The sequence below is a fragment of the uncultured Amphritea sp. genome, from assembly GCF_937127095.1.
Lineage (GTDB): Bacteria > Pseudomonadota > Gammaproteobacteria > Pseudomonadales > Balneatricaceae > Amphritea.
The window spans coordinates 20,165-33,639 of sequence record NZ_CAKZLP010000048.1 but is presented as its reverse complement, the minus strand read 5'-3'; the positions used below and the strand labels follow the sequence as shown (position 1 = coordinate 33,639).

Sequence of the window (13,475 nt, the reverse complement as noted above, 5' to 3'; positions counted from 1 at the left end):
TCTATCGAAGCGTTAAAGCGTTAAGTCAGGGCTGTTCTATCAAGAGGAACAGCCGATAACATGACTATGAATATAATAATAATGTGCAGGTCATGTTCAGGTAAGAGCAACTGATCTGCATAATGACCCGCACGTAAGGTGGTGACGATGGATGAACAGGGTAAAAGGATTTTTACGCTCGATTTTGTAAAGGACAGAATTGATAATCTGCCGCTTTTGCCCACGGTTGTTGAGCAACTTAAGTTGCTGAGTAATGACGCCGTCGACTTCTATTCTAAGGTAGCAGAGCTGGCCGAGCAGGACCCGCCACTCGCGGCTAAGGTTCTCTCTGCTGCTCATACGGTGCCCTGCGGTCCGATCAGACCCGTCTATGTCATCGAAAAAGCGCTCGAACGGATCGGTGTTTTTAATACCCTGGATCTGATGGACCAGCTAACATCAACCAGCGTGTTTGAACCGACCAGTCCCGGCCATAAAATAGGTTGGCGACATTCGGTTGAGACCGCCAGACTCAGTCGTTTTCTGGCAGAGAATGTGGTTGGATTTAATGTCAATCCTGACCTGGCGTATATGTCCGGCTTACTCCACGATATCGGGCGTTTTGTACTGTTACAAATCGCAGTTAAAGCGGTCGAGGCGGTAGATACGAAGGGCTGGAACTCCCCCGAGGAGCTCTCTGATGTTGAACAGCAGGTCTATGGTTTTACACATGCTGAAGTCGGCTATCTGGCGGCTCAGCACTGGAACTTGCCGCGCACCATTACCAATATGCTACGTTTTCATCACCACTATGACCTTTGGGCGTTTGAAACGGTCTCTGTCCCTTTTAAACAGCTGCTGACGATTGTTCAGTTTGCCGATTTTCTCAGTGTGCTGATGATCAAAAACCCTGAGTGGCCGGCCTGGTCAAAGACCCAGCTCAAGGGAGCTATTGTTGAATTTTGTATCCACAAGAGCTGGCCGCCGATCGACTTCCCCATCAATAAGCTGGTGGCACAGTTGCCGAAAATCTCAGAGCAGTGTCAACGGGTACTGATTAGAGCCGGGACGGCCTGAGACATCCTGTTTGGCTAATATTAATAGCGTAAACAGGGTGATCTGCAGCGCTTCACTCTGTGATACTTCCGTTAGCCTTTAACGCGAGTACGCAGATGAGTAGTGCAGATAAACAGTAAACATAAACTATCCCTATATATCAGCCTGTCTCTGCGCTTAGTCAAATTTGCCTTTACGGTATCGGTTAATCGCTTTGTTTATCTCTTTTATTCGAGCGTCATGACAGAAGTCCGGGACTTTCCTGCTTTGTACGCTATGGAAACCGATACCGTTCAATTCATGGGTGACTGCTTTCTCTCCAAACCGTTGCATTAGCCGCTCGATCATAGCCTGTTTGTCATAGTTGATATTACAGGTGATCGCGCCACCCAGGCGGGACCAGACCGTCTGCAGCTGTTCATCGTAACCCAGAGCATCGCTAGCGCTGAAACCATTCTCATAGTGATAGAGGTAAACCTCAGGCGCTATATTCCATTGGGTCATGCCGCCTGAGCCGTTGTATTCGGTCTGCTCCGGTTTGACTGAGTTGCTACAACCCGACAGTAGCAGGGTTGATATACAGATGCATGCGCTGATCGTTCTTATCATAGGGATCCGGAATTAAACTGCTTAATAAGTGTTATGCTCTGTTCATGACAGTTTATCGGGCCAGATACTCAAGGCAAATAATTTCTGCGTTTCGGTTTGGTGGAGATTGATTTTAATGGGGGCGAAACGGGGCTGTTTCTGATGCCTGCATCGGTGCTGTTTGTCAGATGTTGCCCAGGACGATTTATGGTACCTGTATTGGGTACTGTACTGCCTTTTTAATGATGCCATCACTGTTGCTCTGGCTGAATTATCACTATATTGGCCTGAGTTAGTAAAACCTAAGACTCATTTAATACCGCAAAAGGAAGCGCTATGCCCAGCTGCATAATCAATGACCGGGAGATGCACTATCTGGATCAAGGGGAGGGGTTTCCGTTACTTCTGGGGCACAGTATTCTCTGGGATAGCAGAGCCTGGGCTCCTCAGCTTCAGCTACTCTCCGAGCATTTCCGTTGTATTGTCCCTGATCTATGGTCTCATGGTCGGTCTCAATCCGTGGATGAGAGCGGTCTGAGCATCGAGGCTCTGGCGGAGGAGTATCATCTGCTGATGCAACAGCTGGGAATTGAACGCTATAGTGTGCTGGGCATGTCGACCGGTGGACTCTGGGGCGCCAGGCTGGCGATGAAATACCCGGATGAAGTTGCCAGCCTGACACTGATTTCCTGTTATCTGGGCATTGAAACCCCGGAAAATCACGGCGATTTACTGCAACTGATCAATATGGTTGAGCCGATGGACGAGATTCCTTCTGAAGTGCTGGATGCCATCGTTGAACTTTTTTTCACGGAAGAGACGCAGGCGCTTCATCCGGCACTGGTGGAAACGTTGCGGTTTGATCTGATGTTTCTGTCGCCTGAACAGATTCGCGGTATTGTTGCTCTGTGCAGGATTCTGTTTCAGCGTCAGTCGGTGTTGGATGAGATTGCGGCTATTCGCTGTCCGACTTTGCTGGTTGCGGGCCAGCATGACCGGTCTCATCGGCGGGCACAGGCTGAAGAGATGGCCCAGTTGATGCCTGAGAGCCAGTTTTCCGTGATTGAAAATGCCGGTCATATGCTGACACTGGAACAACCCGATCAGGTGAACCTGTTACTCGCTCGGTTTCTGGCCTCAATTGACGAGGCAAACGTGGATGTGAGCAAACTGGTCTTTATCTGATGCCGGAGTTGTTATCCTGCTGGTATGTTTACATCCTGCGCTGCGCAGACGACTCGCTTTATACCGGTGTGACCACCGATACCGGGCGAAGAGTAAAAGAGCATAATCAGAATGACCGTCTTGGCGCTAAATATACCCGTGTGCGTCGCCCGGTCAGCTTGGTTTATCGTGAGTCCTGTAACAGTCGTTCAGAAGCCTGCAAGCGGGAAGCGCAAATTAAAGCGCTGTCCCGAGCTGCGAAACTGAAGCTACTGCAGGCAACCGCCGATCAGTAGCAGTTAATCTTCAGGCTTCCTTCATCTCTATCGGATCACCAGAAACAGCGAGATGTTGTCCCGGATAATCTTTAGCAGTACCGAGGAACGATCCCTCTTAAGCGCGCTGCGAAGCGTTTCGACATCATGTACTGCAATACGATTTGCACTGACGATAATGTCATCCGGACGTATGCCGTTGTATGCGGCCTTGGAATTGGGGGTCAACGCCGTTACCACAACCCCACCATCAGCGTTATTCTCAAACTGAGCACCTTCCAGCAGCGGATGTAAACTCTTACCGCTATAGGACAGGTCGTCTCTGGCGATCACTTTAACACCAACTTCAAGGGATCTGTTCTGCCGTAGAATCTGAAGACGTAACATCTCTCCGATGGTAGCCATTGAGATCTGGCTACGTAACCGGGCCGCGGATGAAGTGATCGCTTCATCGACATGGGTAATGATATCCCCCGGTTCAATACCCGCTCCTGCCGCCGGAGAGTTCTCTTCAACCTGAGTAATTAAAACGCCTTTCTGGCCGTTTTTGAGGCCGAAGGCTTCAGAAAGCTCCGGGGTGATATCCTGCACGCCAACACCGATATCACCGCGTTTCACCTCACCATAGAGCAATAACTGATGCATGCTGGCGGTCACCATATTACTCGGAATCGCAAAACCTATACCGACATTGCCGCCTGCCGGGGAGATGATGGCGGTATTGATACCCACCAGCTCGCCCCGAAGATTGACCAACGCTCCACCAGAATTGCCCGGATTGATTGAGGCATCTGTCTGGATAAAGTTCTCATAGCCTTCAATACCCAGGCCACTGCGACCGATGGCGCTGACAATACCCGTTGTCACCGTTTGTCCCAGGCCAAATGGGTTACCGATAGCGACCACAAAGTCGCCGACCCTGGTGACCGAAGAGTCTGCAATTTTAACCTCAGATAGCTGTTCTGCTTCAATTTTAAGAGTGGCGATATCAAGCTCCGGGTCGATACCTACGACCTGCGCGGCAAAACTGCGTCCATCTATCAGGCTGACCTGAACCTCATCGGCGCCCTTGATCACATGATAGTTGGTGATAACAACACCCTCTGCGGCATTAACAATAACGCCCGAGCCTGCACTTTGCTGTTTTCTTTCAGGCTGTCGATATTGTTGAAACTGATCTTCGGGAATATTAAAAAAGCGACGGAAGAAGGGGTCATTGAGAAGGGGGTTGTAGCGGTTTACTTCGGTGGAGTAGGTCGCGATATTCACCACCGCAGGGTTAACCTTTTCCAGCATCGGTGCGAGTGATGGCAACGGCCCCTGATTGGGTAAGCTAATCGGCAGATTCGCGGATACTGTCTGGGTAAACATCAGACTGAGGATAACTAACAGCGTTGCTGTAAAACGGTGTCCCATCGTGAATAATCCTGATCTTAATCGGCAGCAACTCAGTGCCTCAGAGGCGACTGAGTTGCTTTTTCGACAGTTAAATCTGAATCTTAATGTGCCTGAGGGGTCACCTCAGACTGATGATCCAGCGATTTTGGTTTCAGCTCCGCCACATCCTTTATTGGGATCTCTTTTGGCTTCATCTCCTCCGGTACTTCCTTAACAAGATTGATGTTCAACAGGCCGTTTTTCAGCTCAGCTCCGGAGACCTCTATATGTTCAGCAAGGTCAAACTTCCGTTCAAAGGTGCGGTGAGCTATCCCTTTGTAGAGATATTTCCGGTTGTCGTCTTCCTGTTTTGAGCCTTTTACAATCAGAACATCTTTATCGACGGTGATTTCAATATCTGATCGTTCAAAGCCAGCCACCGCAAGGGTGATGGTGTATCTGTTATCGTCCAGAGTCTCTATGTTGTAGGGTGGATAGCCGGATGAAGTTGAGTTGCTACTCAGAGAACTATCCAGAAGTGAGGCCAGCCGGTCAAAGCCGATGCTGTTGCGATAGAGTGGTGTCAGATCAATAGTGTTCATAAGATATCCTCCATAAGAAGCGATATTAAACAGACCAATTGTGAAGTCAAAAGGCCCTTCAACTGAAGCAACCTTCCTGTGATTTTTTAGATAGGGACGGGGCAAAAAAAATTCAAGGGCAAATTTTCATGAATATCTGTTGCTTCCTTTCCGGTCTGGTCGCGCAACGGTATAATGATCCGACTAACCATACCTCTTTATTTCAGCGCTTAGGATTTCCGCTCTATGACAACCCTGACCATCCGTACTCCCGATGACTGGCATCTGCACTTCCGTGACGGCGATATGCTGACAGAAACTGTTGCGGCGACTGCACGTTGTTTTCAGCGGGCGATTGTAATGCCAAATCTGGCGCCGCCGGTGGTCAATGCTGAGATGGCGATGGCTTATAAAACGCGTATTCTGGACGCGCGCCCTGCGGGTTCATCCTTTGAGCCGCTGATGACGCTGTATCTGACCAATGCCACCACCGGGCAGGATATTATTGATGCAAAAGCTTCAGGGGTGGTTGCTGCCAAGCTTTATCCTGCGGGTGCTACAACCAATTCCGCGGCTGCTGTGACCGACCTTGAAGCGATGTATCCGGTATTCGAGGTGATGGCTGAACAGGGGATGCTGTTGCTGGTGCACGGTGAGGTTACCGATCACCATATCGATATCTTCGATCGGGAAAAAGAGTTTATCGATCAGAAGATGAGTAAGATTGTGGAGCGTTTTCCCCATCTGAAAATCGTTTTTGAACATATTACGACTGCCGATGCTGCGCACTTTGTACAGGCTGCCTCTGATAATGTTGCCGCCACCATTACCCCTCAGCATCTGTTGTTAAACCGTAATGATCTGTTAGTGGGGGGCGTGCGGCCACATAATTTCTGTCTGCCGGTGTTGAAGCGTAATACCCATCAGGCGGTTCTGCGACAGATGGTGCAGGCGGGTTCACCCAAGTTTTTCCTCGGTACCGATTCAGCACCCCATGCTAAAGAAGCTAAAGAGAATGCTTGTGGTTGTGCCGGTTGTTACAGTGCCTGGAGTGCCATTGAGCTGTATGCTCATGTGTTTGAAGAGTTGGGTGCGCTGGATAAACTGGAAGGGTTTGCCAGTAACTTTGGCGCCGATTTCTATGGTTTACCGCGTAATGAAGGCAGTATTACTCTGGTACGTGAAGAGTGGACCTTGCCAGCAGAGATTACTCTGCCAGACGGTCGCCCAATCGTGCCATTCTTTGCTGGCGAGAAGGTTAGCTGGAAGTTGCAGGCGTAATGAATTGAGGCCCGGTGTTATCCGGGCTTTTTTATCTCCTCGCGGCAGTGTTTAATGAAAGTTATGAAACGAAAAATATTGGTTATCTATGCCGGTGGCACCATCGGTATGCAGGGTTCGGAAAATGGTTATGTGCCGGTTTCCGGTTTTGAACAGCGGCTGCGTGCACTGCTTAGCAGTGCCAATGCCGATCAGTTACCGGCGCTTGAGGTGTTGGAGCTGGAGCAACTGATTGACAGTTCCAACCTGCAACCCCATCACTGGACAGAGCTGGGCGGGATAATTAAGGCGCACTGGTCGCAGTACGACGGTTTTATTCTGTTGCACGGCACCGATACCATGGCATATACCGCTTCAATGTTGTCATTTATGTTACAGGGGATGGATAAACCGGTGATTGTCACCGGTTCGCAGATCCCCCTGGCGCAGCTGCGCAATGACGCTCTGGATAACCTGCTGACATCGCTGATGTTTGCTGCCGGGTACGATATCCCCGAGGTCTGTGTCTGCTTTAATGGGCGTTTGTTACGCGGCAATCGTGCTAGTAAACTCAAAAGCAGTGCGTTAGATGCGTTTGATTCGCCCAATTACGGTTGGTTGGGGCGGGCGGGTATTCATATCGAACTGCATGCTGAACGCCTGCTCCCGGTCGGGAGTGCTGATTTCAATATTCCGGACTTTAATCCTGATGCGGTGGTGGTGTTACCTATTTACCCGGGCCTTTCCTCCCGCATCCCCCGCGACCTCTTAAACCATCATGCGGTGAAAGGAGTTGTCCTGCATACCTATGGGGCGGGTAACCCTCCGGATGCCAACCCTGAACTAATGGCTGAACTGGAGAGGGCGGTGAAACGCGGCGTCAATATCGTCAACGTCACTCAATGCCTGCAGGGGCAGGTCAGCCAGGGCGCTTATGCCACCGGGGCCACACTTAACCGGATCGGCGTGATACCAGGTAGTGACCTGACCCTAGAAGCCGCCTTTACTAAACTCCATTATCTGATTGCGACTCAACCCGCCGCACAGGTCAAAGAGACTATGGGTCGGAGCTTATGTGGAGAGATGGCCGAATAAGATCACTTTTTCCCCGTCATACTGAGTATGACGCCGGTTGTTTCTCTCCCTGCGTTAGTACTGAAGACTAGCGTGCAGGGAGATCACGACCCGGGCTGTTTTCAATCGAGTAATTTGCTTTGCCGTGCTTTTTGACACGGTACATTGCGTTATCGGCAACTTTGATCAGTTGCTCCAGAGTGTTGCCGTGATCAGGAAAGAGAGCGATACCGATGCTGGCGCTGACGCTCATCTGAGTCGGGATGACGGTCGAATCTTTAAGGATTATCTTGTCCTCCAGACGATGGATGATCTTTTCCGCGACTATTGTCACGCTGTTTTCATCGCGAATATTATCCACCAGAATAATAAACTCATCGCCACCGATACGGGCGATCTGATCTGCTTCTCGTAATAAACCGGATAAGCGCTGGGCGACCTCCCGCAATACCCGGTCGCCGGTATCGTGACCCCAGCTATCATTGATCGTTTTAAAACCGTCGAGATCGATAAACATCACCGCCAGCTGTTGTCTGCGGCGTTCTGCTCTGGCCAGATAGCTGGGAGCATGCTGCAGCAAAAAGTTAAGTGAGGGGAGGCCGGTCACCGCATCATAATGAGCCATTTTCCGCAGCTCTTCCTGGGCCTGGTGGGCTTCATCCAGCGCTTCATACAGGGGTGTTACATCATATTCAGCCAGTAAAATCAGAAAGTCTCCGCTCAGAGGATGGCGGGTTATGCGAATGTCGAGGGTATGCTTGCGTAAGCCTGCGCTGGTGCGCATCAGGTGCGTCCAGCGTCCCCCTTTATCACTGATCGCCTGCTGCAATCGCGATTCACCCTCTGCCGGGACGGCGAAACGGGCGCTGAATGCTGACTGATTATCCGGCAGTTGTTTTGTGTCAATATGCTTATAAGCTTCGGTTGCCGCCGGGTTTTCAATAACGATATCACCCTCGAAGCTGAAACTGGTGACCATAACGGTGGTATAGCGCATCGCTTCTACCAGTAGCAGGTTTTCCGGCGTTTCTCCCAGATTTACCTCCTCGTTGATATAGGCGATGATCGCCCGGTGGCGTTCAGGCCCGACCAGTACGGCCCGGTGCTTCATATACAGTGTTTTTGGCTTGCCATCGGGGTAAGTGGTCCAGGGGTCAATAGTCAGACCATTCTTAGCCGCCAGTTCAAAGGTCTGGGCTGTCCGCTCCCGCGCACCCTGGGTATCACCGGAGAGATCTTTATTGATCAGCTCATCCAGTTGGCTAAGCCCCCAGAATTTCAGCGCGGGTTGGTTGCCCCACCACCACCCGTGCTTATCCAGATCGAAGATCCAGACCACATCGGGAATCAGTTCATAAAGCCCCAGTTCGTCATGGCTTTGTATATGGACAAGGTGTGCGTAAGCGTCTTTCATCAGGTATTTCGATCTGTCTCTGTGAAACTCTTAATCTTGATTGAGTCGTCTATTCACGTCGTTTTAACGGCGCTGGAGGTGTATACCAAGGTTATTCATTATGGCACTTTTAATTGTGGCAGTTTCAGGTGTATAGGTATCCGGCTCCCCGGGAGTTTAATACCCGAAATAGTAACTATGGGTCGCGTTGCACGTGCCCAATCCTGATTGCTATCAGTTTAACATCTGAGAGCGAACAGGTTTCGTCAGGGGCGGAAAATCGAGTACACTAGCCTGCAATTTTAAGAGTGGATATTGATTCATGCGAACACCTATTCCTTCAGCTGTTCTCTCTGCAGCACTCATCGATGCTGGCCGTTGGATCGACGCTCAGGGCTGGTGTCCGGCGACCGGTGGCAATTTTTCTGCCAGGTTGTCCGACGACCAGGCCCTGGTGACCGCTTCAGGGCGGCACAAAGGGCGGTTGACAGATGATGATCTGTTAACTGTGGATCTTGATGGGAATCCGCTTGAAAGCAAACTTAAACCGTCTGCCGAAACGCTGCTGCACACCCGGTTATATCAGCTTGATTCAGGTGTCGGTGCGGTGCTGCATACTCATTCTGTTGCCTCTACCGTGTTATCACGGCTGGAGACGAGCGACTGGCTGAGGCTTTCCGGTTATGAGATGCAAAAATCGCTGGCTGGAAATCAGAGCCATGAGCCTGCCATACAGCTGGCTGTGTTTGATAATACACAGGATATGCCGGCGCTGGCCGAGCAGTTGGCGTTACGCTGGCAAAAAACATCCCTGAACTGGGGGTTTCTGGTACGCGGTCATGGTCTGTACGCCTGGGGCCACGATGTGAATGAAGCCCGTCGCCACCTGGAGGGACTGGAGTTTCTGTTTGCCTGCGAGCTGGAGATGCGCCGTCTGCGTGCCTAATAAAAGTGCTTAATAAAAGTACTTAATAAAAGTATATGAAGGGTAACTCATGACGATTAAAGCGATTCTGACCGATATTGAAGGCACCACCACGGATATCAACTTTGTCCATAAGGTGTTGTTTCCCTATGCCTATGATCATCTGCCCGGCTTTTTGCGCAGCCATTCAGATGATGCCGCTGTACAGTCTGTGCTGGCCGATGCCCGGGTTGAACTGGGTCAGCCTGAGGCAGATCTGGAAACGCTCATCAATGCATTTCTTGGCTGGATAGAGCAGGATAAAAAAGTGACTGCATTGAAAAGCCTACAGGGACTGATCTGGGTTGACGGTTATGAACAGCAGGATTTTACCGGTCACTTGTATAACGATGCCTATGAATATCTGCAAAGGTGGCAACAGCAGGGACTGAAACTGTATGTATTTTCATCCGGTTCGGTAAAAGCGCAGAAACTGCTGTTTGGCTATAGTGATTTTGGCGATCTGACGCCGTTGTTCAGCGGTTACTATGACACCAATGTGGGCCATAAGCGTGAGGCAACTGCTTACCGTAAAATTACCGCCGAGATCGGTCTGCCCGTTGCTGAAATTCTGTTTCTGTCGGATATCGAAGAGGAACTGGATGCGGCTCGGGAGGCGGGGATGGCGACGACTCTTTTAGCGCGGGATCAAACCCCCACGGAGAGTACCCACCCGGTGGTGCAGAGTTTTCAGCAGATAGCGCTGACGAATATTTAACAGAGGACTGAGCTGTGAGTGAATTAACAATATACCCTGATGCTAATGCCCAGCCGATTTTTTCCAGCACAGAAGGTGCTGAGATCGGTGCTAAGCTGGCTGAAATCGGTGTTCAGTTTGAACGCTGGGAAGCGGGACAGGCGATCGATGCCAGCAGCAGTGCTGCGGATATCCTCGCTGCTTACGCCGATGAAATTCAGCGTCTGAAAGATGAGCAGGGTTATGTCACCGTTGATACGATCAGCCTGGCCAGTGATAACCCGGCTAAAGATGAGCTGCGACAGAAGTTCCTTAGTGAACACACCCACAGTGAAGACGAAGTCCGCTTTTTTGTTCGTGGTGCGGGGATGTTCTATCTGCATGTGGCGGGCAAAGTATATAAGGTTCTTTGCTGCAAAGATGATCTAATCTCTGTGCCCGCAAACACCACCCACTGGTTTGATATGGGGCCGGAGCCGGACTTCACCGCGATCCGCCTGTTTAATAACCCGGAAGGCTGGGTAGCCAACTATACCGGTAATCCGATTGCGGACCAGTTTCCTACTTTTGAAGGGTGAGGTTTGAAGGCTAATATCTGCAAGGGCTCAGCTATTCAGGCTAAGCCCTGTTCAGACATTCGCTGATCAAAGGGACGTCAATGCGCCAGCGGCGATCTGCTCAGGACTATAAACGCCGGTATCGAGAATCCAGCCGGTGACCAGTTCGGCTGGTGTCACATCAAATGCAGGGTTATAAACCTGGGTATTATCCGGAGCCCAGTTAACCTCACCAAAGCTGCCACTGACGCCCTGTACTTCAGCCGGACTGCGCTGTTCTATCGGTATCGCTTTGCCATCAGGACATTCCGGATCAACCGTAGTGTAGGGGGCAACCACGTAGAAGGGGACCTGATGATAGTGGGCGATGACGGCCAGTGAGTAGGTGCCGACTTTATTGGCAAAATCACCGTTAGCCGCGATCCGGTCAGATCCGACCAGCACCACATCAACTTTGCCCTGAGCCATCAGCGTGGCCGCCATATTATCGCAAATCAGTGTGTGGGGAACGCCCAGACGGTTCATCTCCCAGGCGGTCAGACGGCCTCCCTGAAGCAGAGGACGGGTTTCGTCCACCCACACATGCAGTTGCTTGCCCTGCTGCTTAACCGCGCCGATAACGCCGATAGCCGTTCCCACACCGGCTGTCGCCAGGCTTCCGGTGTTGCAATGTGTGAGAATATTGGCACCGTCGGGGATCAATGCAGCCCCATAGGCCGCCATGCGGTTGCATAGGTCCACATCCTCTTCGAACAGTTGTTCAGCACAGCGGCTTAATCCTGTCGGACCGGTGCTGGTTAGTGTCGCCAGCATCCGGTCGATGCAGTTCATCAGGTTGACCGCGGTTGGCCGGGCTGCTCGCAGACGCTCTGCCTGAATTTTAAGCTCAGCCGCATCCAGTCCCTGTTCTGCCAGATGGGCCAGCAGCAGACTGGCACCAATTCCTATCAGGGGCGCACCACGAATCTGCAACTTTTTAATCATCGCGATCATCGTATCTCCGCTGTCACAGAGTAGCCACTGCTCCTGGTGAGGCAGCTGATGCTGATCCAGTATGTAGAGAGCCCCCTGTTGATATTTAATACTGGTTGCGATCAGATCTTTCATGGTGGCTCCAATAGGAAGACTTTTTAAGGTCGCCTAAGTTATCAGGAACTGCGCAGTCAGAAAAGGGGTAGGCAGGGGCGGGCTGATTTGCCACAATGCAGCCAATTGACTCAGAGTGACGTATTATTTAACGACTCTCTTTGGTTTCACTCTTTTTATCTGCTTTGGAACTTAGAATAACAATGAGCTTCAGAAAATTTTCTTCAGATACCGATGTGATCGATTTTGCCCGCCACCACAGCGACCTGTTTGCCGCTGATGAGCCACTACAGGTGGAGGAGATCGGCGACGGTAATATTAATTTTGTCTACCGGGTGTCGGGTGCGACCAACAGCCTGATTATCAAGCAGGCGTTGCCCTATGTACGGATTATCGGAGAGGGCTGGCCGCTGTCTCAGGACCGGGTGCGGATAGAGGCTGAAGCGTTGCAGCTGGAGGCGAAACATTGCCCCGATCTGGTACCTGAAGTGTACCGTTACGATGCTGAGCAATGTGCCATTGTGATGGAAGATATTGGAGCCTTTGAAAATCTGCGTATCGCTATGGTGCAACGTATAAAGCTGCCATTGCTGGCGGAGCATCTGGGCCGTTTTCTGGCGGATACGCTGTTTTATACGTCGGATCTCTATCTGAATACCTATGAGAAAAAAGAGCTGGTTAAAGGTTTTATCAATCCGGATCTGTGCAAAATTTCCGAAGAGTTGTTCTTCTGGGACCCGTATTGTGATCATGAACGTAACAGTATTAATACGTTGATTCGTTCCGATGCTGAACAACTCTGGCAGGATAGTGCTCTGAAGCTGGAAGTGGCGCGCTTGAAGGTGAAGTTCCTTAATCAGTCTGAGGCGTTGTTACATGGTGATCTTCACTCCGGATCGGTATTTGCCAATGTCAGCGGCACTAAAATTATCGACCCTGAGTTTGCCTATGTTGGCCCGGCAGGTTTCGATATCGGCTCGATTATCGGTAACTATCTGCTTAATATTGCCGGCCAGGCAAACCTGTCAGGGGATAAAGCTGAACGCAGTGACTATCAGCAATGGTTGCTGGTGGGTATCAAAACCTTGTGGCATACCTTTGAACAGCGTTTCCGTGAGCATATGCTGGCGGAAACCCGGGATCCGAGCCTGCAGCTGAGCGAGTATGCAGACTGGTATATCGCAGAGTTGCTGGCGGACAGTCTGGGGTATGCGGGCACGGAAGTTATCCGACGCACGATTGGTCTGGCCCACGTAATGGATATTGAGTCGATTGAGGATGCTGAACGTCGTGCCGACTCTGAACGTCTGGCCCTTAAGCTGGGACAGATACTGATCAAAGAGCGTGCCGCGTTGGACAGTATTGATCAGGTTATCGACAGGGTACTCGGCGAATTGTACTGCCGTTAACGGCTATCTGTGATG

Annotated in this window: 14 protein-coding genes; 9 read left to right on the top strand and 5 right to left on the bottom strand. The window is 50.8% G+C overall.

Going from position 1 to position 13,475, the window contains the following annotated elements; all coding sequences use genetic code 11:
* The first annotated feature begins 147 nt into the window (after positions 1-147).
* Positions 148-1,056 (top strand): HDOD domain-containing protein, encoded by a 909-nt coding sequence (locus tag Q0499_RS10600; RefSeq protein WP_299199102.1) that lies wholly within the window; start codon positions 148-150, stop codon positions 1,054-1,056.
* 156 nt (positions 1,057-1,212) lie between these two features.
* Here the strand turns inward: Q0499_RS10600 and Q0499_RS10595 are convergent, their stop codons facing one another.
* Positions 1,213-1,644, bottom strand: coding sequence for a hypothetical protein (locus Q0499_RS10595; protein WP_299199101.1), 432 nt, complete (start codon positions 1,642-1,644; stop codon positions 1,213-1,215).
* Positions 1,645-1,959: 315 nt separating this feature from the next.
* On the opposite strand from Q0499_RS10595, the gene Q0499_RS10590 reads away from it, so the two are divergent.
* Positions 1,960-2,808 (top strand): alpha/beta fold hydrolase, encoded by an 849-nt coding sequence (locus Q0499_RS10590; RefSeq protein WP_299199100.1) that lies wholly within the window; start codon positions 1,960-1,962, stop codon positions 2,806-2,808.
* Positions 2,808-3,083, top strand: a complete 276-nt coding sequence (locus tag Q0499_RS10585; RefSeq protein ID WP_299199099.1) for a GIY-YIG nuclease family protein — start codon at positions 2,808-2,810, stop codon at positions 3,081-3,083. The genes Q0499_RS10590 and Q0499_RS10585 overlap by 1 nt, the downstream gene beginning before the upstream one ends.
* 27 nt (positions 3,084-3,110) lie before the next feature.
* Here Q0499_RS10585 and Q0499_RS10580 read toward each other — a convergent pair whose 3' ends face one another.
* Positions 3,111-4,478: a Do family serine endopeptidase gene (locus Q0499_RS10580; protein ID WP_299199098.1), complete on the bottom strand. Its 1,368-nt coding sequence runs from the start codon at positions 4,476-4,478 to the stop codon at positions 3,111-3,113.
* 83 nt (positions 4,479-4,561) lie between these two features.
* Complete coding sequence (locus Q0499_RS10575) at positions 4,562-5,041, bottom strand: Hsp20 family protein (protein ID WP_299199097.1); 480 nt, start codon at positions 5,039-5,041, stop codon at positions 4,562-4,564.
* A gap of 225 nt (positions 5,042-5,266) precedes the next feature.
* Between Q0499_RS10575 and pyrC the strand changes: the two genes are divergently transcribed.
* Together pyrC and ansA are read left to right on the top strand one after the other, a co-directional pair.
* Positions 5,267-6,301, top strand: coding sequence for a dihydroorotase (gene pyrC, locus Q0499_RS10570; protein ID WP_299199096.1), 1,035 nt, complete (start codon positions 5,267-5,269; stop codon positions 6,299-6,301).
* A 54-nt stretch (positions 6,302-6,355) separates the two neighbouring features.
* Positions 6,356-7,375, top strand: coding sequence for an asparaginase (gene ansA / locus Q0499_RS10565; RefSeq protein WP_299199095.1), 1,020 nt, complete (start codon positions 6,356-6,358; stop codon positions 7,373-7,375).
* A gap of 67 nt (positions 7,376-7,442) precedes the next feature.
* On the opposite strand, the gene Q0499_RS10560 is transcribed toward ansA, so the two are convergent.
* On the bottom strand, positions 7,443-8,768 hold the full coding sequence (locus Q0499_RS10560) for a GGDEF domain-containing protein (RefSeq protein WP_299199094.1): 1,326 nt from the start codon (positions 8,766-8,768) through the stop codon (positions 7,443-7,445).
* Between the two features lie 301 nt (positions 8,769-9,069).
* Between Q0499_RS10560 and Q0499_RS10555 the strand changes: the two genes are divergently transcribed.
* The 3 genes from Q0499_RS10555 to Q0499_RS10545 are packed head-to-tail and all read left to right on the top strand — an operon-like array spanning position 9,070 to position 10,986.
* Entirely contained in the window at positions 9,070-9,693 is a 624-nt protein-coding gene (locus Q0499_RS10555) for a methylthioribulose 1-phosphate dehydratase (protein ID WP_299199093.1), read from the top strand.
* Between the two features lie 49 nt (positions 9,694-9,742).
* Positions 9,743-10,429: an acireductone synthase gene (gene mtnC, locus Q0499_RS10550; RefSeq protein WP_299199092.1), complete on the top strand. Its 687-nt coding sequence runs from the start codon at positions 9,743-9,745 to the stop codon at positions 10,427-10,429.
* A gap of 14 nt (positions 10,430-10,443) precedes the next feature.
* Entirely contained in the window at positions 10,444-10,986 is a 543-nt protein-coding gene (locus Q0499_RS10545; protein WP_299199090.1) for a cupin, read from the top strand.
* A 66-nt stretch (positions 10,987-11,052) separates the two neighbouring features.
* On the opposite strand, the gene mtnA is transcribed toward Q0499_RS10545, so the two are convergent.
* Positions 11,053-12,072 (bottom strand): S-methyl-5-thioribose-1-phosphate isomerase, encoded by a 1,020-nt coding sequence (gene mtnA / locus Q0499_RS10540; RefSeq protein ID WP_299199089.1) that lies wholly within the window; start codon positions 12,070-12,072, stop codon positions 11,053-11,055.
* A 182-nt stretch (positions 12,073-12,254) separates the two neighbouring features.
* On the opposite strand from mtnA, the gene mtnK reads away from it, so the two are divergent.
* Positions 12,255-13,460, top strand: a complete 1,206-nt coding sequence (gene mtnK, locus Q0499_RS10535) for an S-methyl-5-thioribose kinase (RefSeq protein ID WP_299199088.1) — start codon at positions 12,255-12,257, stop codon at positions 13,458-13,460.
* Positions 13,461-13,475: the final 15 nt, after the last annotated feature.